Annotated in this window: 17 protein-coding genes and 4 pseudogenes; 7 read left to right on the top strand and 14 right to left on the bottom strand. The window is 58.4% G+C overall.

Annotation, left to right across the window (positions count from 1 at the left end):
* Positions 1 to 227 precede the first annotated feature (227 nt).
* The 3 genes from MLPF_RS17945 to MLPF_RS12580 all read left to right on the top strand — a co-directional run bounded on the left by MLPF_RS17945 (position 228) and on the right by MLPF_RS12580 (position 1,034).
* Positions 228 to 395, top strand: a complete 168-nt coding sequence (locus MLPF_RS17945; protein ID WP_272946138.1) for a DUF2237 family protein — start codon at positions 228 to 230, stop codon at positions 393 to 395.
* 5 nt (positions 396 to 400) lie between these two features.
* Positions 401 to 478: a DUF2237 family protein gene (locus tag MLPF_RS17950; RefSeq protein WP_420329659.1), complete on the top strand. Its 78-nt coding sequence runs from the start codon at positions 401 to 403 to the stop codon at positions 476 to 478.
* A gap of 412 nt (positions 479 to 890) precedes the next feature.
* Positions 891 to 1,034, top strand: coding sequence for a hypothetical protein (locus MLPF_RS12580; protein ID WP_156147023.1), 144 nt, complete (start codon positions 891 to 893; stop codon positions 1,032 to 1,034).
* A gap of 1,713 nt (positions 1,035 to 2,747) precedes the next feature.
* On the opposite strand, the gene MLPF_RS12585 is transcribed toward MLPF_RS12580, so the two are convergent.
* The 4 genes and pseudogenes from MLPF_RS12585 to MLPF_RS12595 form a co-directional block, all read right to left on the bottom strand.
* A complete protein-coding gene (locus tag MLPF_RS12585; RefSeq protein ID WP_236685224.1) occupies positions 2,748 to 2,969 on the bottom strand; it encodes a VWA domain-containing protein in 222 nt (73 codons plus the stop codon).
* Positions 2,970 to 3,621: 652 nt separating this feature from the next.
* Positions 3,622 to 3,947: pseudogene (locus tag MLPF_RS17955) on the bottom strand (SRPBCC family protein); the annotation flags it as partial.
* A complete protein-coding gene (locus MLPF_RS12590; RefSeq protein ID WP_045843862.1) occupies positions 3,938 to 4,159 on the bottom strand; it encodes a hypothetical protein in 222 nt (73 codons plus the stop codon). The gene MLPF_RS12590 and the pseudogene MLPF_RS17955, both read right to left, overlap by 10 nt.
* A 230-nt stretch (positions 4,160 to 4,389) precedes the next feature.
* A complete protein-coding gene (locus MLPF_RS12595; RefSeq protein ID WP_052696489.1) occupies positions 4,390 to 4,899 on the bottom strand; it encodes a hypothetical protein in 510 nt (169 codons plus the stop codon).
* Between the two features lie 264 nt (positions 4,900 to 5,163).
* Here MLPF_RS12595 and MLPF_RS12600 point away from each other — a divergent pair, with 264 nt between their 5' ends.
* On the top strand, positions 5,164 to 5,355 hold the full coding sequence (locus MLPF_RS12600) for a hypothetical protein (RefSeq protein ID WP_156147295.1): 192 nt from the start codon (positions 5,164 to 5,166) through the stop codon (positions 5,353 to 5,355).
* On the opposite strand, the gene MLPF_RS12605 is transcribed toward MLPF_RS12600, so the two are convergent.
* Entirely contained in the window at positions 5,348 to 5,557 is a 210-nt protein-coding gene (locus MLPF_RS12605) for a hypothetical protein (RefSeq protein WP_045843864.1), read from the bottom strand. The two genes, MLPF_RS12600 and MLPF_RS12605, sit on opposite strands and share 8 nt — an antisense overlap.
* 86 nt (positions 5,558 to 5,643) lie before the next feature.
* On the opposite strand from MLPF_RS12605, the pseudogene MLPF_RS12610 reads away from it, so the two are divergent.
* A pseudogene (locus tag MLPF_RS12610) lies at positions 5,644 to 6,445 on the top strand (hypothetical protein).
* A 30-nt stretch (positions 6,446 to 6,475) separates the two neighbouring features.
* Here MLPF_RS12610 and MLPF_RS12615 read toward each other — a convergent pair.
* From MLPF_RS12615 to clpB, 5 genes and pseudogenes are all read right to left on the bottom strand, one after another.
* Positions 6,476 to 7,120, bottom strand: coding sequence for a TrmH family RNA methyltransferase (locus MLPF_RS12615; RefSeq protein ID WP_045843875.1), 645 nt, complete (start codon positions 7,118 to 7,120; stop codon positions 6,476 to 6,478).
* Positions 7,120 to 7,964, bottom strand: a pseudogene (locus MLPF_RS16535) (hypothetical protein). Before MLPF_RS16535 ends, MLPF_RS12615 begins: the two are co-directional and overlap by 1 nt.
* A gap of 43 nt (positions 7,965 to 8,007) precedes the next feature.
* Positions 8,008 to 8,547 carry an orotate phosphoribosyltransferase gene (pyrE, locus tag MLPF_RS12625; protein ID WP_045843865.1) on the bottom strand — a complete coding sequence of 180 codons (540 nt, stop codon included), beginning with the start codon at positions 8,545 to 8,547 and terminating at the stop codon, positions 8,008 to 8,010.
* A gap of 755 nt (positions 8,548 to 9,302) precedes the next feature.
* The gene (gene ttfA / locus MLPF_RS12630) at positions 9,303 to 10,154 is read right to left on the bottom strand and encodes a trehalose monomycolate transport factor TtfA (RefSeq protein ID WP_045843866.1); all 852 of its coding nucleotides are present in this window, start codon (positions 10,152 to 10,154) and stop codon (positions 9,303 to 9,305) included.
* A gap of 94 nt (positions 10,155 to 10,248) precedes the next feature.
* Positions 10,249 to 12,795: an ATP-dependent chaperone ClpB gene (gene clpB, locus MLPF_RS12635; protein ID WP_045843876.1), complete on the bottom strand. Its 2,547-nt coding sequence runs from the start codon at positions 12,793 to 12,795 to the stop codon at positions 10,249 to 10,251.
* Between the two features lie 501 nt (positions 12,796 to 13,296).
* Here clpB and MLPF_RS12640 point away from each other — a divergent pair.
* Both MLPF_RS12640 and MLPF_RS12645 read left to right on the top strand, forming a co-directional pair.
* Positions 13,297 to 14,730 (top strand): glycoside hydrolase family 183 protein, encoded by a 1,434-nt coding sequence (locus tag MLPF_RS12640; RefSeq protein ID WP_236685225.1) that lies wholly within the window; start codon positions 13,297 to 13,299, stop codon positions 14,728 to 14,730.
* 252 nt (positions 14,731 to 14,982) lie between these two features.
* Positions 14,983 to 16,112: pseudogene (locus MLPF_RS12645) on the top strand (FAD-binding oxidoreductase).
* Positions 16,113 to 16,646: 534 nt separating this feature from the next.
* Here the strand turns inward: MLPF_RS12645 and MLPF_RS12650 are convergent.
* The 4 genes from MLPF_RS12650 to dnaK all read right to left on the bottom strand — a co-directional run bounded on the left by MLPF_RS12650 (position 16,647) and on the right by dnaK (position 20,820).
* On the bottom strand, positions 16,647 to 17,042 hold the full coding sequence (locus tag MLPF_RS12650) for a heat shock protein transcriptional repressor HspR (RefSeq protein WP_045843868.1): 396 nt from the start codon (positions 17,040 to 17,042) through the stop codon (positions 16,647 to 16,649).
* Positions 17,039 to 18,214, bottom strand: a complete 1,176-nt coding sequence (gene dnaJ / locus MLPF_RS12655) for a molecular chaperone DnaJ (RefSeq protein ID WP_045843869.1) — start codon at positions 18,212 to 18,214, stop codon at positions 17,039 to 17,041. The genes MLPF_RS12650 and dnaJ overlap by 4 nt, the downstream gene beginning before the upstream one ends.
* A gap of 75 nt (positions 18,215 to 18,289) precedes the next feature.
* Complete coding sequence (gene grpE, locus MLPF_RS12660; RefSeq protein WP_045843870.1) at positions 18,290 to 18,970, bottom strand: nucleotide exchange factor GrpE; 681 nt, start codon at positions 18,968 to 18,970, stop codon at positions 18,290 to 18,292.
* Positions 18,967 to 20,820 carry a molecular chaperone DnaK gene (dnaK, locus tag MLPF_RS12665; RefSeq protein WP_045843871.1) on the bottom strand — a complete coding sequence of 618 codons (1,854 nt, stop codon included), beginning with the start codon at positions 20,818 to 20,820 and terminating at the stop codon, positions 18,967 to 18,969. Before dnaK ends, grpE begins: the two co-directional genes overlap by 4 nt.
* Positions 20,821 to 21,064 lie beyond the last annotated feature (244 nt).

Genomic DNA, 21,064 nt, shown 5'->3' on the forward strand with positions numbered 1-21,064 from the left:
TCAGGATGCTGGTTATAAGAACTAAGCGGTGCACGAAAAACCTCGGCGAGCGGGTGAGATGCTAGCAGGGATCGCCTGTTGGATTCGTAAGCCAACGTAGCAGTTAGCAACGTAATGCATACCAATACGCTGACAAGTTTTAGGTCGTGTAATTTTCTGCGGGAGTCAAGCGTTCTTTTCAAACTTACACCACGAAACATGGTACTAGGCATGTGCCTAATCGCAACGTGTTCGGCGGCCCGCTGGAACTTTGCATGACTGAATCACTCACCGGCTTCTATCGCTACAGCTGCTGCCCAACCAGGTTCGAGCATCTCAGTCGGCACACCCTCTGTGCTGGAAGGACCGCTGCATCCCTGGATCACCAGCACTCTAAATCTATAAGGACCTGCTAACACCGGTGTCCGAGTACCGGTTTCCCGTCCTGCTATCGAGCAACCGCTGGTGCGTGACCGCGTTACACTGGATGCAAATATAATATAACAGCCGCGCTAGCCGGTAGTATTGGCGTCATCGGACGGCTCATGCTGGAGGTGGCCCCGATCGGGGCGCTGCAGAAACACAAAATCGACCTTGCTGACAACTTGGCTAACCTTGCAACGCCGACGACCATATAGTTTCATCCAGAGGCAGCTAGCAGCAAGTCCTGTGCCTTTTCTCAGTTGTTCGTAGTAGCCTCGGTCGAGCTCATCAGCGCTTAGCCCGCCTCTGTGATCGTACCACAACCACTCCGCATAGCACGTGGATCCCTCGTGTATCCACAGTCCCCACAGCGTTGACGAGAGGTTGCTGAACAACCAAAAGCGAACTCGCTTTACCTGAATGACCTCAGGCAGCTAGTGGTGTGTGTTATTGGGTGGGTACGTTTGGTTGGTTGAGGTAAGTGGGTGGTGTATGTGGTTGCCGCCTTGGAGTTGCGCGTTGGTGATCGGGGTCGGCTGGAGTGGTTGACGAGGGCGTCGTGTGTGCTGGTGGGGCAAGTGACGCGGGCGTGGATTGGGTTGGTGGTGTCCGGTGGGGTGGCTAAATACTGATATCCTGGTTCGGGCACGCCGGGGACGGGATGTGCTTCGGTGCTTGTAAGAGATGTTGGTGGGTACGGGTGAATCGCTCGTTTATCTGGGTGTGACGCATTGGGCGGCGCGGTTGATGGCTGATCGGCTGGGGATCGCATTCGCCTCGGTCGCGTGGATTTGGCGTAAATAGGGGCATCCAGCCGCATCGTGTGGAGACTGTCAAGTTCCCGGGCGGGAGGCCAGACTGTGTGATGTGGTCGGGCTCTACCTGGATCTATGTGCGCTACGCAGCCTTGATGATTGAACGTGAAGGTGAGAGATCTTCGCCGCCGGTCCTGTCGCAGCAAGAACGGTGAAGCGGTAGCAGCCTGGCCTGGGTGACGCCGGGGAGGGTGGGAACCGTCCTAGGTCCTGCCTGGGTGCTGTGCGGCCAACACGCTTGATCGGGTTGGGTTCATCGTCGGTCGATCGGGTCAGAGGCGGGGCGATTCCACGCCTTGCGGATTGCCAATCTCCACGCGCCTCTCCCGGGGCCAATATGTCAAAGCATGTATCTTGACAATATCATCTTCTCGGTGAAGTAACGCCGTGTTTAACGAGCTTTGCCACGTTGGTATTTGGAGAACATGGACCTAGGTGCGGACGCACAACACCGCGTTTGCGGGCCGCGGTGATGAATTGCGGCATCTAGGACGCAGCAATCGGGTAGTTTCAACCCGCTACTCGTGCGCAATTCAGCGAGGCGCAACGGCTCGCTTTCATTTTATCGTGCGGCGGGACAATTAGACCGGCAGCACCCAGATCATCGCGCATCGACGCCCCCTGTCCTATGCGGACCCCGCCAACAAGAACCTCCGCTAGCGTGATGGTGTGAACGAACATATGCCCGGGTACACCCCACTAGCAAAAATCGCCGTCGCCGCATCATGATGCGAGTCGACAGGGTTCATATGCGCAATCAGGACGCTCGCGTCTAGAACGATCACGCGGGTCCAGTCCACCCGCAGCTCAACTAGATAGTTTGGGGCCAAACGCATCGGCATAACAGCCACTGCTTGCCAACACAGCAGCACGATGGGCCCTATCCTCTGCACGCTCATCATGCTCGAAAATACCGGCACCCACCTCGAGCAGACGCCTCAACAACTTCGATCGAGACTAACCGAGCCATCGCTTGGCCGGCCTGCTACAACGTGTGCGCTAATTGCGGGGTTTCGGTCACCTAATACTAAGAGCGTGGATGTGTGGTCGACACCAAAATAAAATGTGCCACTTTTCAGCACAGCAATACACCTGGTAAAACCCAAATGCACCACAGAATGCGCAGTTCCAGTAGCCATTTCCTAGGCCGGGTGTCCGCAGCATGGTTGGCTTCGACTGACTCAAGGGTGGTCCTGATGCCAGCCAACTCCAGCAGCAGCCGGCACAGTCCGCTGAACGACCGCACCGGCAGGACCAGATAAGAAATAGCGATACGGCAGCGCAGCCATCCTCCAAACCTGCAAGCGGCTGGAACTCGCTGTGTGTTGCACGCGAGTTTAGCCACACCAGCAACTCGGTGCGACGACGCAGCCTGACTAGAACATGCTGGAACACGTCGGGGGGTATTGTTGTCCCAGCCGTCGGAAGCGACGATCACCACCCCGCCGCGCAACAAGCTGCCACGGTGCGGAGCCAGCAGGGCTGGCGATACTGCGGCTGACGGACGTGCCTCTACACCGGTTGGTCACTTTAGGCATTGGCCCAATCCAGCGCCACCTCGACCGAGCGGTGCGCCAGCACCGAGGTGAGCCGGATCAGCGAGGTCGAAAAGGCGAAAACCTTGGGGTATATCCAAGCCTGGCGCAACACCATCGCTTGTATCGAGTATAGATAGATCGTGAGCTGAGGGTGCGTCAAGCAGCTTACGTCGCAGACCAGGACTACGTGCCAAGGCCGTGTTCGCGGCCACATCACCGCTTCCCAACCGGTCCCCCGCCCGCAAGTCGATTCTTTTGCCGTGCAAGCTGGGCTCACACCGCAAACTACGGCTTCGGGGCAACAATATAACGATCCCCTATCCAGGAACCAAGCAAACGCAGGTATTCGGTATCAAAACCGGGCAAACGGTTCATCAGAGCATACAGGCAATACGGCCGGGAAGAACATCGGACAGTTGCAGATTCACGCCAGTGGCGTCATCGTAATCCGTGACACTCCGAGTGACCCAAGACACTGGGGTGCCACGGGCTTGGCTGGCACTGGATCGGCTGTCAGCGCGATGCATTCGTACCCGCTGCGGGTGTGCGGGGCCCTGGAACGGACAGCAGCGAATCGGGGCGTGTCGTGCCGTTAGGATTCGACGATCCTGAACGGCGGCCGCAAACTATGTCGAAAATTGCTGAGATCATCCCTCTGGTTGACCAACGTCAAGCCTGGCAACCCAGTACAGCGCCGACGGGGTGGGTGAGGCCCGATGCCGCAACACTTGCACGAAATTCACTGGGCCGGCTAGCCAGGTACCAGCATGCCCGCGTTGCGCTGCCGCCCCACCAGAGCGGCAACAAACGTCGCTAAATCAACATCCCGAAAAACAAGTGGGTACTTCATGGCGGTTCAGCCCAATTTAACCCGGGCTACGCAACACCCGGATCAGCATAGGCACGACGAGCACCGCCAGCGCTGCAGCGACGTACTTCTTAAGTTGGCTACCACCGCAAAGTTGCAGTCGATCGATGGGAGCGAGCTCGATGGCCGGAGCCTGGACTCGAGGTGCGTTATCAATGGTCCCTACCGAGCTTTCTGCATCGGCGGGTTGCTGGAACGCGCTACGCTCTGCCCCGCCGGTTCCGCCTCCAACGACTCCACGAACTGACCCAGCAGCTTCTCCTACACCTGCTGCAGCATGCCGCTGCCGAATTGGGCCAATATCCCTACGATCTTCAGATCGGTGTGCTGACGGTGAACTGGTTGGCGAATTTCATCCGGTGCGTCCTCATCATGGGGCGGTACTCAATAAAAAATAAAAAAGCGTCACGAATCTGGGTGCGGTCGTCGAGAGTCTTAGCCAACACCCTCAAACTGACCAGTACAGACTTAACCGAATCGGGCGGAGCGAAGTCCGCAACAACCATACAACAACCCAAGTATATAACCTCGGCCATCCCGGTCAGCTTATCCAGATCAAGATCGTCCGCGCTGACTAAAGAATTAGGTGAAGTGTTCGAGCAACGGAATAGATCGCTGGGTATCGCACGGCGGAAAATAGCGTTAGCCTGGCACGACTCAGGGTAGCAGATTTAATGGCAGAGGCAATGTCGCCACAGTCCGGTATAGATGTCTAGGCTGCGGTTCTACGAACTTCTCGCTGGAATTCGTTTTCAGCACAGTCGCTTTAATCGATCAATATCACTGGAAATGTCGAACTGCGATGCCGCACACGCCCCAGGATGGGCCGACCCACAAGGTAGGTCTCGATTCCGAGATATCCAATATTACCGTGCCGGGCTTTCCGGCCAGCTGGATCGACAGCAGCCGACGTTGGTACTTCCAGCCATAGAACGCCTCGTTCGCGGTCAACCCATCGTAACAATGCAGTCGTATGCTCCTGGCATTCAGCACCTTTGCAAGCATTTTCACAGAAGTTGTTTACCCAATCCAGACGCACCTTCCAGCAACGGCTGGCCCAAACTGACCGCCAGATAGATAGATCGTCGATACCGTCATCACAGCGACAAACCACGATGTCGGTGGCGGGCCTTTCAGTCGCCAGCCGCCGCACAGTTGCAGGATTAGTCCGCGACTGATCGCCAAACATCACCACAATTCCGGCGACTTTTGAGTCCACCCGCTCGAGCGCAGCACACCCAAACATCCATTCCCGAAATTGCTGACGGTAACCCACGTTGACTCCTTCTAAGCGGTACAGCCAGCACGCACCACCTGGCCAGCGCCACCCAGAGTGACAATGAGATGGCCGAATCAGCGCTACTTACAACATCGATACTAGCTCCGAGCACGATCCTATATTGATATGGCAGAAGCTTTGAGGTACAAGAGTTCTCCTGGAACAATCGGTCGCGAGAACAACACCGATGACCCGCCGGGCTATCATGCGTCGGCTTCCTCAGTAGCGGGTAAGGTCAGGCTGCTACCGTAGATGGCGGCGATGTGTTCAGCGGCGATCGACACCGCGATTTCCGCGGAGGTCTTGGCGCAGATGGCCAAATCCTACCGGGGTATGTATACGGGAGTGCTCGGCCCCGGCGAGTTCGAGTTCATTCGTAATCGACACACTACGCATGTTGCTGGCCGCCAGACCAATATATCTAACACCATTACCCAATTCGGCACTAAATGATTTCGACCTCCGGACCAGTGGGGCTGGCGATGACCACCGCGGCGCTGTCGATAAGACCGCAGTAGCGTCGACCATCGTAACCGAGTACCTCCCGCAGTTGTGGGCCAGGGCGTCGCCGATAGGTGTGGCTACGTAGATCTAGATCAACCGAGCCGGTAATTGCTACGTCAACCAGATCTCCAACAAACCACCGGATAGACATGACATCAGCTCGACAAACACGAATCCCAAAGTAGGCTCACAACCACGACTCCGGCTCACCTTCGAGCCTATTCTGTGGCAACGTGGATGGGTCGACGGATGCTGACGGCATCGCGGTTGCCGGATTGGGTAGGTAATTCGGCGCATGCCGCGCCAGCAGGGATGTCCATGTACGTAGCGGCACTGCGTAAGGAATTTGATGACCCGTTGTTAACCAAGACGGGCGCCGATTGCTGCAGATCACAGCGTCCATCACCTTTGCCGAACATGCCGCCCCGGGACCGATTGACTCTATCTTATCGCGAGCCGATGATCTATCTACAGCTCAATCTTTGTACGACCCTTTCTGAAGTATCAGATCATCACCGTAAAGCGCGCCAACTAGCCCCTGGCCATAGGTGCGCCGACACCCGCGCTGTAACACCACCGCAGTTGATACTGGTCGCGTCGGCCGGAAGCGTGGACGGTGAGATTGCAATCTTATGGCACAGCTTGGCAATCCCGGAGTCAAAACAGCGCATCTCCCAGAGCGACACAGCGGTGCCCGAGAAGTCGCAGAGAGTCGTCGTTGTCACGTTTACTATTGGTACTATTGGCTCTGCGGTCGCCAAGAACCTCGCTGCCGGGCGATTGGCTCACCTGACCGGTACCCCGCGGTCCGGAGATCAATCGGGCGAGTGGTGTACGACCACCTTAGCTCCATCGATACGCAAACCCGACGCGGCCGAATTGCTTCGCTTCATCATAACTTCACGATGCATCCGGGTGATGCTCCGGGGAGCCAGCGCCGGAGTGATCCTATTCCGACCGAAGGTACCATGTCTCCCTGTGGAGCCACAGGGTGTGGTCAGTAACTCGATACCGCATTCGATATCAAATTGAAAGATGACGATAGCCCACGGGTGTCCGGTCGCTTTAGCTACCAGGCGCGGGACATGTCTGCGTGCTGCCTGATCCAGGCATGCATCGCGATCCCGGCAGCAACACCAGCGTTGATGCTGCGGGTCGAGCCGAACTGGGCGATTGACACAATCATCCCCGCGCCGGTCCGGGTCTCGTCGGTGATGCCGGAACCTTCCTGACCGAACACGAACAGACACTGCCGCGGCAACGAGATCTGTTCCAGGCGCGCTGCCCCCGGAACGTTGTCCACCGCGACCACAGTCAAGCCGGCGGCTGCCGCGAAGTCCAGCAACTTGGTAGTGCTGTCGTGATGACACAACCGCTGGTAGCGGTCAGTCACCATGGCGCCCCGGCGGTTCCAGCGCCGACGCCCAACAATGTGCACGGTGTCAACGGCGAAAGCGTTGGCGGTGCGCACCACCGAGCCGATGTTGGCATCGTGACCGAAATTCTCGATCGCCACATGAAAGGAGTGACGGCGCCTGTCAATATCGACAACGATCGCTTCTCGAGTCCAATAACGGTAAGCGTCGACAACATTGCGAGTATCCCCGTCCCGCAACAAGACTGGATCATGCCGCGGGTCATCCGAGACTTCACCGGGCCAGGGTCCGGCACCGTTATACGATGTTCCCCATTCGGTAGGGCCAAGTTCACTCATCAGACGGTCCACATCCTGGGGTGAGTCCCAAAGAGCACCGCCATAAGATACAATAACACCTGGTTCATGACGCCCCTAAGTACAGGATAACGCGTTTACGTGCACCAAATACAATGACGCGTCGGGCAAGATCAGCACCTACGAACCGTACGCAGCGCAAGCCGAGTTGAGTCCTAGACTGAACAGCGTCGGCGAAGCAAACCGAATCGTCGCGATACAAGACCACTATAGCGTCGGCAGCAAGCCCAAGCAGCATGTGGCCGCCGCCGGTTAATGCCCCCCGGGTCGCCAAGGTGCACTCCGGTAACCGGCGCGCCGTCAGTTCGCCAGGCCGACAGGCTGGCAATCTTTACCACCAGGCCGGTGTCGTTCGGGTTTGTCGATAACGGCACCACCGGAAATGCCACAGGGTAGGGGCTATCGCAGTATTAGGAATCCGGTCGCACGGTAAGTAGCTAGACACCCACGGACCGCACTTCGATCCTGCAGCGGGGCCAGGCAAACCGTGCCGGTAAGTCGGCTGGCAGGCGCCGACAACGGCGAGGCAATGTTCGGCATGCTGGCCATCTCGCTCTCGCAGCTAACCAATTCGGTGGACCCCATCAGGTGGGCAAGCACGCCGTAGAGCCCGAACCGATATCCTCGGGTTTGGTGCGCGGGGCATGCAGACCCGGTCAGAGTCGCGTCAATGTCGATCAGCACGTAAGTCACTACCCTACCGCAGATTCGGCACCGCCATGTTCCAGCCCAACAATCCCAGCAATTCGCCGAGGAAAACGCCATGCGCACCATACAGACGACCGACATGGCTCGAGCCAGAGTAGCCAGACAGACAAGCAGCCATGACAATCCTCCAAGGAAAGCACGCACCATGATCGCGCTAGAGGCTACCCCAATCCCAGATCGGCAAGGCTCAGCACGCTGCGGTACCGCAGTCCTTGAGCTTTGATGGCCTCGGCAGCACCGGTAGCGCGGTCCACCACGGTGGCCACGCCGACCACGTCGCCGCCCGCATCTTGCACCGCGCGCACCGCTGTCAGTGCCGAGGCCCCTGTCGTACTCGTGTCCTCCACCACCAACACTCTCTGACCAGATACCTCGGATCCTTCGATACGACGTTGTAAACCATGGTTCTTCACGGACTTTCGGACCACGAACGCGTCGATCGGACGCCCAGGTGAATGTATGACAGCCATCGCTACCGGGTCAGCGCCCAAGGTCAGGCCGCCGACCACCGTGTAGTTCCAGTCTTTTGTGAGTTCGCGCATCAACCGGCCGATCAGCGTGGAGGCCCGGTGGTGCAAGGTGGCGCGGCGCAAGTCGACATAGTGGTTGGCCTGTTTTCCCGACGACAGCGTGACGGGCCCATGCACTACCGACAGCCGACGTACCAGATCAGCCAACTCTTTTCGGTCACGTTCGGCCACCCCCCCGCCTCCACTTGTTTGTTTACGGCAAGCAACAGACTCCGCGGAATCATTCGCCCCACGGTGACAAGAGCCTGGCACTACAAGCCCGGAAACTGATCACCTTGCCACCCGCGATGTGGGCCAAAATGTAACTGCCCACGTCGTCGATTCCGAGGAGCGTGAACAACGATAGCTTGGCTATGTTGTATTCAGGGCCAGGTGTGGAATTACATGGGCACAAAAGCCAAGTATACCACATGTACACTCGCGTCGGTGCCTTTCAAACCGGCCCGATCAGGCCTTCGCTGAAGGCGATCAGCCAGAGCTTGGACCCGAATAGGTCGATCCGATCCCCGTTCAGTCAACAGCCCGGCAACGCTGGCGATATTGACGACGGTGGCGATACCAGAATTGAGCAGGGCCGAAGCAGTCGTCCAGAATTCGCCAGACGTGTCGAAGCCGGCATTGTTCACTAAATACCCGAACGCCTGCGAGGAGCCAGTTGGCGACTTTTGTCGTAGTCGACGGGATCGAAAAGATCCACGGGCAAAGTCTCGGTACAGCCGGTCTCGCTCTGCAGCTCGTCCGCCAAGTACGTCAACCGGTCGACATCGCGCGCGACTAGAAATCACGTTGTAGCCATTATGTGCGTAAACGGCACCGAACCCGGACGTGGACCCAGTGATCAGGGAGGCGGAGCGAATCACATGAGCGAGAGTGCACTGAGCGGGACCTATCCTTCCCGGATTCCCGAGCCACGCCCAGCACGCTAGTCAGTATTGGTAGTTCGTGGTCCGATGGCTGTTACGTCCCACCGACGGTGGGTATTGGATGCCGTCCCAACGGCTATCGTCGCAGCTAATAGGTCCAGCAGAGCGACCAGCCGAGTCTAGCAACCCGGCAACATCCGAGTCGCCGCCCCTGGCTGGCGGCAACTCCGCCCGGCCGGCCGGCGCCAACGGACGACTCGGCGACGCGTTGCGGGTAGACGCTCCCGCTTCCTGAGAGGTCTCGGTGGGCAACGGCGGCAATACCCGCAACAGGTCGTTGAATTGGCGCACGGTGCGCAGACCCTCGTCCCACTGGGCACGAGTACTGCCGATCGGCATGCCGACCAACGTCCAGTTCTGCTCGTTCCACATCACCTCGGCACAGTCAGGTGCCGTGTGCGCGAAGGTAACCATGCGCCGATCGCAGGCCCGTCGAGCCGCGTCCAGATTAGTGGAATACAGCATCCGCGGCCCAATCGCACCCAGCAGCCAGATATCGCTCTCTCGTGGCTCCTTGAGACCTTTTAACCGCAAGTCGACCACGACGTTGGTACCCACCTTGCGATGCAGCGCGATCACCGTCGCAACCTCCTCGAGATCGAAGATATATACTGCCTCACCGCGGATCTGACCCAACACGACGTTGTACGCGGGGATATCGCCCACCGTAGACATCACGCCGCGCTTCCACCGCTGCAGGATCTCGGTGGATTCGCGTTCGTAGTCGAATCCGTGCGACCGCGCCCACGATTTACGGCGTCTGCTGCGTCCGCGGCGACGATCGATGTCGACGTAAAGCAATACGACCGCACCGACGAAGCACAGAGCGGAGAGCGTGAACCAAAGTGGGACCATCCCAGAGAGCGTATCTGCTGTCAGCCCGAAATCGAGAATTGCGAGCAGTTCGCAAGTCCGTCACAAGCCGACTCGGCCCATTCCCTAGAGCCGATCAGCCCAGGATCAGCGCCTCCCCGTCGGGTCTAACGTTGACCGGAAGGGTGTCCCCGTCGTGCACTTCGCCAGCTAGCAGCATTTTAGCCAACTGATCGCCGATCGCCTGCTGCACCAGTCGGCGCAATGGCCGGGCACCGTATACGGAGTCGAAGCCGTGCTGCGCCAACCAGCGCTTAGCCGGTAGCGAAACCTCCAGCTGCAACCGCCGCTGAGCGAGCCGCTTGCCCAGCTGTTCAAGCTGAATGTCGACAATCCGCACCAGCTCTTCGGGGTTGAGCCCGTCGAAGATCAGTACGTCATCGAGGCGGTTGATGAACTCCGGCTTGAACACCGAGCGCACCGCCGACATTACCTGCTCCTTGCTGCCACCCGACCCCAGGTTGGAGGTCAAGATAGGGATGGTGTTGCGGAAGTCGACCGTGCGGCCTTGCCCGTCAGTCAAACGGCCTTCGTCGAGCACCTGCAGCAGCACATCGAAGACATCCGAGTGGGCCTTTTCGACCTCGTCGAACAGCACCACCGTGTAAGGCCGTCGGCGCACCGCCTCGGTCAGCTGACCACCCTGGTCGTAGCCGATGTAGCCGGGCGGTGCACCCACCAGACGGGCCACCGAGTGCTTCTCACCGTACTCGCTCATGTCGACACGGACCATCGCACGCTCGTCGTCAAACAGGAAGTCAGCCAGCGCTTTGGCCAGCTCGGTCTTGCCGACACCGGTCGGGCCAAGAAACAAAAACGAGCCGGTCGGCCGGTTAGGGTCGGCAACCCCGGCTCGCGAGCGTCGCACCGCGTCGGAGACCGCGTGCACTGCCTTCCTCTGCCCGACCACACGCTTGCCCAGTTCGTCCTCCATACGCAGCAGCTTGGCGGTCTCGCCTTCCAACAACCGGCCGGCCGGGATGCCGGTCCACGCTGACACCACCTCGGCGATATCGTCAGGACCGACCTCTTCCTTGAGCATCACGTCCTCACGAGCCTGGGCCGTCGGCACCGCCGCTTCCAGTTTCTTTTCCACCTCGGGGATGCGCCCATACCGCAGCTCAGCGGCCTTAGCCAGGTCACCATCACGCTCGGCGCGCTCGGATTCCCCGCGCAACGTCTCCAGCTGTTCCTTGAGTTCTCGGACGATGTCGATCGCCTTCTTCTCATTATGCCACCTCACGGTTAGCTCGGCGAGCCGCTCCTTCTGGTCGGCCAGTTCCGCACGCAACGTATCCAAACGCTCCTTGGATGCTTCGTCTTCTTCGTTCGCAAGAGCCATCTCTTCGATTTCGAGGCGACGCACCAGCCGCTCAACCTCGTCGACCTCGACAGGCCGCGAGTCGATCTCCATGCGTAACCGGCTGGCTGCTTCGTCGACCAGGTCGATGGCCTTGTCCGGCAGAAACCGAGCGGTGATGTAACGGTAGGAGAGCGTGGCCGCTGCTACCAGAGCAGAGTCGGTGATGCGCACACCATGGTGCACCTCGTAGCGGTCCTTGAGCCCACGCAGGATGCCGACGGTGTCCTCCACCGACGGCTCACCGACAAAGACCTGCTGGAAACGCCGCTCTAGCGCTGCATCCTTCTCGATGTATCTGCGGTACTCGTCAAGTGTGGTGGCGCCGACCAGGCGCAATTCGCCACGAGCCAACATTGGCTTGATCATGTTGCCGGCATCCATCGCCGACTCACCAGTCGCACCAGCTCCGACGATGGTGTGCAACTCGTCGATAAACGTGATGATTTGTCCGGCAGAGGTTTTAATCTCGTCGAGCACGACCTTGAGTCGTTCCTCGAACTCTCCGCGATACTTGGCGCCGGCCACCATTGACCCGAGATCCAGCGCCACCACGGTCTTGTCACGCAGGCTCTCCGGCACATCACCAGCGACGATCCGCTGAGCCAAGCCCTCTACGATCGCGGTCTTGCCGACACCAGGCTCGCCGATAAGCACCGGGTTATTCTTGGTGCGACGGGACAGCACCTGCACAACACGACGAATCTCGTTGTCGCGGCCGATAACTGGGTCAAGTTTGCCCTCGCCGGACCGGGCGGTCAGATCTGTGGAGTACTTCTCCAACGCTTGATAGATGGACTTGGGATCGGAGCTAGTTAGTCGAGAACTGCCACGTACCTTGACGAACGCCTCCCGCAACACCTGCGGCGAAGCACCGTGCCCGGTCAGCAGCTTCGCGACATCGGAGTCACCCGTTGCTAACCCTACCATCAGGTGCTCAGTCGACACATACTCGTCGTCCATCTCGGTAGCGAGCTGCTGAGCGGTGGTGATGGCAGCCAGCGACTCTCGCGACAACTGCGGCTGCGAGCTGGAACCGCTGGCCTGGGGTAATCGGTCCAACAGTCGCTGTAACTCATTGCGAACGATGTCGAGCTCCACACCGACAGTCTCCAACAACGGTATGGCGATTCCGTCGTTCTGTGTGAGCAGCGCCAATAGCAAATGCGCAGGTCTGATCTCGGGATTACCCGCGGACGACGCTGCCTGCAGCGCTGAAGTTAAGACCACCTGCATCTTGGTGGTCGGGTTGAAAGAGTCCACGACGATCTCCATTCGGGGTACGTCATAAAAATGCTTGTCGGGTTGTCCAACGCCGTCAACGTTAAGCCTGCTAAGCTCAATTTTATCTTTGGCGGCTACCTTAGGTCTAGCAGACGGTCCTAGGCCCCGTTTGCGACCTTCCCGGCCGGTTTATCCGGTTTATTGCTAGAGCAAGCCCGCGGGTAATCCCGGCCAGCGCGACAGCGACAACAGCCACGTTCAATGTGCTGAATTCCAAGGTGCTATCTCAGGATGCAGCAAACCCCACTGCATCGGATTCGCCGAAGCTAACCACGTGTCGGATGAACACATCGGGTTGTGACATGGTCACGGATACATATCTATCGGTACATCACTGATAACAGGAACCCCACGGACCACTATCGTCACATAACTAATCACGGGCGTCGACATGACGTCCTGCCCCTAGGAAGGTATGCCGTGTCGGCGTTTCGTCGAATCATTACGGTAGTCACCGCGTCAGCGGCCGCTACTGGACTCATAGTCGCGGTGGGCTTCGCGCCACCAGCTAACGCTATGCCCTGCAGCATGCCCGAAGCCAACGTCCCGCCACCTGCGGTACCCCCAACGATGCCCGCGCCGGCGCCGATCATTCAACCACCAACTGGGCGCCGACCTCCTAACGCGAACGACCATGCGCCGATGCCCGCGCTGGGGCCGCTGATCGCTTCTTTATTCAAACCTCCTGCTCCTAGTACTCGGCACTCCGCGCCGCTAAAACGTCAAATTCAAGCGGAAACAATACCGCCCGGACCCAACCCCGCTGTTCCGGAACAGCCCCCGAACACGGCCCAGCATATTCCGAATACACTCTCAGTCCTGCCACCGGCACCCCGACCGGAGCCGACTCCACCGCCCACTGCCTCCATCGCGGGCGCATCGACCTCGCTCGTCGAGTGGGTAACCGGACCCAACAGCCCAAACAAAACACTTCAACGTTTCGGTATCTCTGGAACCGACCTTGGGATCACTTGGGACAACGGCGATCCCACCAACCATCAGGTCCTTATGGCCTTCGGTGACAGCTTTGGCTATTGCAGTGTCAAAGGCAAGCAATGGCGATACAACATCTTGTTCCGCAGTTCAAACCAGGATCTGTCGCATGGAATCCGCATTGCGGACGGCGTGCCTAACGACAAGTACTCCGGTTCACCGGTGTGGACAACTGGCCTCGCTAAGCAGGTCGTTAATACCATTCATCTAGCGCCGCACGAGATAGGAATCATTCCGACAACCGCCATCTCTATCGGAAAAACTCAATACATGAACTACATGTCCATCAGAAAATGGGGCCGCGATGGCGAATGGACGACAAACTACTCGGCAATCGCTAGGTCAATCGACAACGGCCAAAGTTGGGGGATCTACCCCAGCACTATCCGCACCGCCTCACCGGACGCAATCCCTAGGACTCCTTTTGTTCCAGGTAACCAGAATTTCCAAATGGGGGCGTTCATTCGGGGTAACGATGGTTACCTCTACTCGTTCGGGACCCCGGCCGGACGCAGTGGTGCAGCCTATCTAGCCCGAGTGCCCCAAAACTTTATTCCAGACCTCAACAAATACCAATACTGGAACGGCGACGGATACGGAAATTGGGTCCCCAACAATCCAGGGGCCGCGACGCCATTGTTCTCGGGTCCGGTGGGTGAAATGTCAGCCCAATACAACAACTATCTCAAACAATATCTCATTCTCTACAGCAACGGTAGCAGCAATGACGTTGTGGCGCGAACAGCACCAGCTCCACAAGGGCCGTGGAGTCCAGAACAGCCGCTGGTGTCGTCGTTCCAGATGCCTGGTGGCATCTACGCGCCAATGATTCATCCCTGGTCGTCAGGTCGAGACCTGTACTTCAATCTGTCACTGTGGTCGGCGTACGACGTCGTGTTGATGCACACCGTGTTGCCCTAATAATTGAGTACATTCACTGGAGGGCAACACTTCCGACTCGACTCTCCGCTGGAGCAGCTTACGAACGGTATGGAGAAACACAATGCCGTATCAATAACTGCTATCCTCTTGCTGATCGGATATAGTGTTTCTGTACAAAGTGATTCACTCACTATATCTGGTCGTCCTGTGGCTGACGTAGAAGCGAAATTCGCAAGCTTAGACAAGCGGGGGCTTTACACATGTTGCCCAACATATTCACGGCAGGAGGATTTGGACCCGGCAAACGAAGCCAAAGAACTCATTCGGCAATTCTATACTCACCGGTTTGCCTCGACACCTCAATAAGCAACCTGTTCCCACCTGAAATATACAGCCAGTGAGCAGCTTTCGCGCATGCGCTGGACTGAACGTACAGCGAACTGGTCGACCAGCAAGCAGAAGAGCCGATGGCCTTCCTTACCAAAATTAGCTGCTATCACCACAAATTACATTGTTTAGCAAAACATTATGAGAAATTGTGTCGAGCTTTGCACATCATATTAATATTACGCACTCATCTGGGCGAAACGTGGACCGACGCCGTCTGCGACGCGGTTAGCGAGTCCATGCAGCCTGATCAACAAAATAATTGAACGGCGCCGCTGACACCGACGAAGGACCCGACTGGTGGGACACAACGGTCACTGAACACATTCGAGCATAACGGGATCTCGTAGTAGTTCAACTTCGACTAGATTACCAATGCACTATTATTCCGGTCAGTACGTCAACGTCCACATTCCGCAATGCCCGCGGTGTTGACGATACCTCAGCCCCACCATTCCTGCTGCCTCAGACGGCGCGATCGAGTTCCATGTCCATGTGGTCTCCCGGCAAGTCGGTCAGCACCGCCATAGTCGGCGAAACCATTCCCAGCGACTAGTAGCGGTCGACCCAGTCCACACGGCGTAATATGGTCCGATCTCGACGACGGAGACGTGCTAATGGTCTCCGGCAGTACCGGTCTGGCACCGCTGCGGGCACTGATCGTGGAACTCGGCTGGTTAGCCGTGAACCCACAGGTCCACCTGTTCGTCGGCAAACACTACCGCTACAGGTTCTACGACCTGCGCACGCTATAGCAGGTCGCCGCACAGTGACCGTGGCTAGCGGGGTCTCACCGGTACCAGAGTACAGCCAAGAACCGTCCTGGACCGCCGACGACCCCGACATCTCAGCGCCGCGCGGCCTGTATGTGCACCAAACTAGCCAGCTACCTGACATGGTGACCAAGTACGGTACTTGGGGCACTACAGATCCTGATCGGCGGTGGACCGGCCATGGTGCGCGCGACCAAGGATGCTCTGATAGTCAAAGGCACTTCGCCAGAACGCATCCAGCACGATCCGTTGTCGCGTTAACTGTACTGGCAAGAAAATCTGGGTCCTGGCACCTACCCGGATGTGTCGCGCGGCGAGTGGATCATCGGGACACCACCGCCGCGACATCTGACCCTCCACTAATCAGCACCGATGATTTTGTGGTTGAGTCGATTGCCATGCCTACCGACGCGCCACATAGAGGCCACTACCGATGCGCGCGTCCAGGTGAGCCGCCTATAGCGCAGTTTTCGGTCCGCGTGTATGGTGAGCTTCCTGGTTGGCCCGCGCCGCCGTAAGCGCCTAAGAGCCCGCTAGTGCCTCCGGCACCTTATACCACCATCACCGCAGAACAACCCACTGTTACCAGCTTCGGTACATTCAGATCCGAACTCGAGGTTGACCAAGTCCGTGGCCACCGAGACGAATTGACGAATTCAGGTACAGCAATGAAGAAGGCCAGGGGCCATCTACCACTGTAACGCGACGCCATCGAGGTTGGATGTTGTGCAAAATCAAGCGGCATGAAACCCGGTTTGGGCCAATCTGCCAATCTAAAACTAGAGATTTGTTCGCCTAGCGCGATTTTCGCGGCTGCCAGAGGACCAGCGCCGTGCTTTTGGGCACCACAGCAAGATCGCGACGCTGGTTGGCACGCAACATCACCAACTCTTCAGTCAATTCCTGCAGCTTCAACTGCAACGCCTCAACCTGATTAGTCAGCTCGATGATGCGTTTGATACCAGCGAGGTTAACCCCCTCATTTTGCGAGAGTCGCTGTACCTGGCGCAGCAGCTCGACGTCATGCTGAGAATAACGGCGCCCACCACCAGAAGCCCGACTCGGGCTGACCAGCCCGAGTCGATCATAGGTACGCAAGGTCTGCGCGTGCATACCGGCCAGCTCAGCAGCCGCCGAGATCAAGAACGTCCGAGATTCTTGTTGCCTGGGGTCTTTAGAGTTTCTAGTCATCGCAGATTATCTGCCCATCCCGCCCGCGGGTTGAAACCACTTGACCGCTCGGCCGCCGCATAGGCTTCCAGCGCCTGTTGCGCGGCACCTTCCAAGTTCAGCGGAACTGCCACCTTGACGGTGACAAGCAAGTCCCCATAACCACCACCGCGTTTGGGTACACCACGACCTCTTACCCGCAGGATACGGCCATCTGAGGTACCTTTTGGCACCCGGACACCGACTGTTCCGTCCAGCGTCGGCACTGAAAGCGTTGAACCCAAAGCTAATTCAGTGAAGCTAACCGGAATGGTCACGGTGAGATCGTCGCCATTTCGACCAAAGATCTTGTCTGGCCGCACATGCACCGTCACATACAAATCACCCGACGGAGCACCGCGCAACCCCGCCTCGCCCTGCCCTGCCAGCCGAATCCGTTGTCCATCTTCAACACCGGGCGGGATCCGCACATTGATGGTGCGGGTCCGGGTAGTAACCCCGGTGCCTTTGCATTCTGCGCAAGGGTGTTCGATTACCGACCCGCTACCCCGACATTCGGTGCAAGGCTCAGAGAAACCGAAGGCCCCCTGATTGCGGTTGATCACGCCGGAGCCGTTGCAAATGGAACATACTTTCGGACTGGTACCCGGACTTGCCCCGCTGCCATGGCAATTCGTGCACGGCGCTGGGCTGGTCAGCCGTAGCGGCATCGCTACGCCTTTGGCCGCCTCGACAAAATCCAAGTCTGTCTCGGTCTCCAGGTCATTGCCGCGTCGCGGCCGACTGGGGCGGGCGCTAGCGCCGCGTCCGAACAAGCCGCCGAACAAGTCACCGATGTTGGTGCCCCCGGTTCGACTGGCAGCATCGAACAAATCGTTGAGGTTGAACTCGGCACCGTCGCCGCCCATTCCAAAGCCGCCGAAGCCACTGTCGAACCGACGGCCGCCTAAACAGTCGCCGGCGAACAGCCGACGAGTCTCATCGTACTCTTTGCGCTTGACCGGATCCGACAACACGTTGTGCGCTTCAGACACCACCTTAAACCGTTCACCAGCGGAGTTGTCAGGATTCGCGTCAGGATGCAGATAACGTGCCAATTTCCGATAGGCACGCTTGATCTCTTCGGGACTGGCGTCAGAGGAGACGCCTAGCTCCTTGTAGAAGTCCTTTTCAACCCATTCACGCTGGGCCATACCGCGTCACCCCCTCATCACCGTCTGCCTTGTGGTGTACTAAATTCCTCTACTATGTTGTCTTGATTTTGGGACCTATTTCACCTGCGGCGTCACGTTATCGTCCGAGTCACCTTGCTCGGTTTCAGCTGTGCTGTCGACGGGTGCGACCATGGCGACCGTTTCGGCACCATCGCCTGCGATCGTGTCGACCACCCCGACCAAGGCGTGCCGCAGCACTTGCTCGCCCAGTTTGTAGCCTTGCCGCAGGACGTCACCGATCACCGGCTTGGAGCCTTCACCGCCATCGCCCTCATGCTGCACGGCTTCATGCAGCACCGGGTCGAAGTCCTCGCCCTCGACGCCAAACGCCACCAGCCCGAGGCCGGTCAATGCGTTCATTAGCTTGTCGGCGACTAACTTCAGCGGACCCGAGTCCAGATCACCGTGCTCGCGGGCTCGATCGAGATCGTCAAGCACGCCCAACAATTGGCTGATGACGGTGGCTTTGGCCCGATCCGAAGCCGCCTGCTGGTCGCGCAACGCTCGCTTACGGTAGTTAGCAAAATCAGCTTGCACCCGCTGCAGATCGCTAGTCAGTTCAGCAACTTTGTCGGCCATTGTGTCGGTAGTGTCGGCGCTCTGGTCAGCCAGACTAGCCGGCTCGCTACCTCCCGACGTGTCGCCGAGAGGTGTGGATCGTACTTCGCCAGTCTCGGGATCGATCCGCCGTTTGTCGGTGACCGTCACCTGTTCGTGTGGATTGCCTTCGGTCACTTGGACTCCCGTTCGTCGTCGACCACCTCCGCGTCCACCACATCGTCAGCAGAGCTCGAGCCACCAGTCGCGGAAGCTTCGCCGCCCGCCGCCTGGGTGGCTTCATAGATCGCCTGCCCCAGCACCTGGGACTCCTGGCCAAGCTTCTCCATCGCCGACTTAATCACGGAGATATCGGTACCACCAAGCGCCGTCTTGGCTTCTGCCACAGCGGCGTCCACCCTGTTTAGGGTATCCTCAGGCACCTTCGAACCATTTTCGGCTTCCCGCTGTTCCTTGACAAATTTCTCCGTCTGGTATACGAGGGTCTCAGCCTGGTTACGAACGTCAGCTTCCTCGCGGCGCTTGCGGTCCTCTTCGGCGTGCGTCTCGGCGTCCTTGATCATCCGGTCGATTTCTTCCTTGGACAGACCGGAGCCTTCCTGGATTTTGATCGTGTTCTCCTTGCCGGTGCCTTTGTCCTTGGCCGTGACGTGAACTATGCCGTTGGCGTCGATGTCGAAAGTGACCTCGATCTGCGGGACACCGCGCGGAGCCGGCGGAATACCGGTCAGCTCGAAGGAGCCGAGAAGCTTGTTGTGCGAGGCGATCTCGCGCTCACCCTGGTAGACCTGGATCTGCACCGACGGTTGATTGTCGTCGGCAGTGGTGAAGGTTTCTGAGCGCTTGGTGGGGATCGTGGTGTTGCGCTCGATGAGCTTGGTCATCACGCCACCCTTGGTCTCGATACCCAGGCTCAAAGGTGTAACATCAAGCAGCAGAACGTCTTTCACCTCACCCTTGAGGACACCGGCCTGCAACGCAGCACCAACGGCAACGACCTCATCGGGGTTGACACCCTTATTGGGTTCCTTGCCACCGGTGAGTTCCTTGACGAGTTCGGTCACCGCGGGCATCCGGGTCGAACCGCCCACCAACACGACGTGATCGATCTCGGAAACCGAAATACCGGCGTCCTTTATCACCGACTGGAACGGTTGACGGGTACGATCGAGCAAATCCTGTGTGATGCGTCGGAATTCGGCGCGAGTAAGCTGCTCGTCGAGGAACAGCGGGTTCTTGTCCGCGTCGACGGTGATGTAGGGCAAGTTAATCGAAGTGCTCTGGCTCGAGCTGAGCTCGATTTTGGCCTTCTCGGCAGCCTCACGTAGCCGCTGCATAGCCATTTTGTCCTTGGTCAGATCGATACCGCTAGTGCCCTTGAACTTGTCGATGAGCCAGTTGACGATACGGTCGTCCCAATCATCGCCACCGAGGTGATTGTCACCGCTGGTGGCACGCACCTCTACCACGCCCTCGCCAATTTCGAGCAACGAAACGTCGAAGGTGCCGCCACCCAGATCGAACACCAGGATGGTTTGTTCTCTCTCACCCTTGTCCAGACCGTAAGCCAGGGCGGCGGCGGTCGGCTCGTTGACAATCCGCAGTACGTTTAAACCGGCGATCTGGCCAGCTTCCTTGGTAGCCTGACGCTGAGCATCGTTGAAGTAGGCTGGTGTGGTGATGACCGCATCGGTGATGTCCTCACCGAGGTAGGCCTCGGCGTCGCGCTTCAGCTTCATCAGAACGCGGGCGCTGATCTCCTGCGCGGTGTATTTTTTGCCGTCGATCTCGATGGACCAGTCACTGCCCATGTGCCGCTTGACCGACCGGATGGTGCGGTCGACGTTAGTAACCGCCTGGTTTTTGGCGGGCTGGCCGACGAGCACCTCGCCGTTACGCGCGAACGCGACAATTGACGGAGTGGTCCTCGCCCCCTCGGAGTTGGCAACGACGACAGGGTCGCCGCCCTCCAGAACGGAGACGACGGAGTTGGTGGTCCCAAGGTCGATGCCGACCGCACGAGCCATGGTGATTCCTCCTGATTAGTAGAGCTTTTATCGTGCACTAGGATGAGTGAACCCAACTCAAGTCTGCACCTACAGCCGCGGCGCTGTCAACTCAGGATTTCAGCCTAGATCACTCAACTTGCCGTCATAGTTAACGCCTCCAGTTGGCGATTTTGTCCCCGATAAGTTGAGGGTGTACGAATTCCGCCAGCGTGTCGGTGACATGGGTACCGCCAGGAAGTGTGGGGGGCTTCGGTGGAGAGGG

This window comes from Mycobacterium lepromatosis (genome assembly GCF_000975265.2).
GTDB lineage: Bacteria > Actinomycetota > Actinomycetes > Mycobacteriales > Mycobacteriaceae > Mycobacterium > Mycobacterium lepromatosis.

Bases quoted from the DNA above. Each gene is read 5' to 3' on its own strand.
- MLPF_RS12585 (WP_236685224.1), bottom strand. From the start codon at position 2,969: ATGTGGCCGCGAACACGGCCTTGGCACGTAGTCCTGGTCTGCGACGTA.
- MLPF_RS12600 (WP_156147295.1), top strand. From the start codon at position 5,164: ATGTGTTCAGCGGCGATCGACACCGCGATTTCCGCGGAGGTCTTGGCG.
- MLPF_RS12590 (WP_045843862.1), bottom strand. From the start codon at position 4,159: ATGGCCGAGGTTATATACTTGGGTTGTTGTATGGTTGTTGCGGACTTC.
- MLPF_RS12615 (WP_045843875.1), bottom strand. From the start codon at position 7,120: ATGAGTGAACTTGGCCCTACCGAATGGGGAACATCGTATAACGGTGCC.
- MLPF_RS12650 (WP_045843868.1), bottom strand. From the start codon at position 17,042: ATGACTAGAAACTCTAAAGACCCCAGGCAACAAGAATCTCGGACGTTC.
- dnaK (WP_045843871.1), bottom strand. From the start codon at position 20,820: ATGGCTCGTGCGGTCGGCATCGACCTTGGGACCACCAACTCCGTCGTC.
- dnaJ (WP_045843869.1), bottom strand. From the start codon at position 18,214: ATGGCCCAGCGTGAATGGGTTGAAAAGGACTTCTACAAGGAGCTAGGC.
- MLPF_RS12605 (WP_045843864.1), bottom strand. From the start codon at position 5,557: ATGTCTATCCGGTGGTTTGTTGGAGATCTGGTTGACGTAGCAATTACC.
- ttfA (WP_045843866.1), bottom strand. From the start codon at position 10,154: ATGGTCCCACTTTGGTTCACGCTCTCCGCTCTGTGCTTCGTCGGTGCG.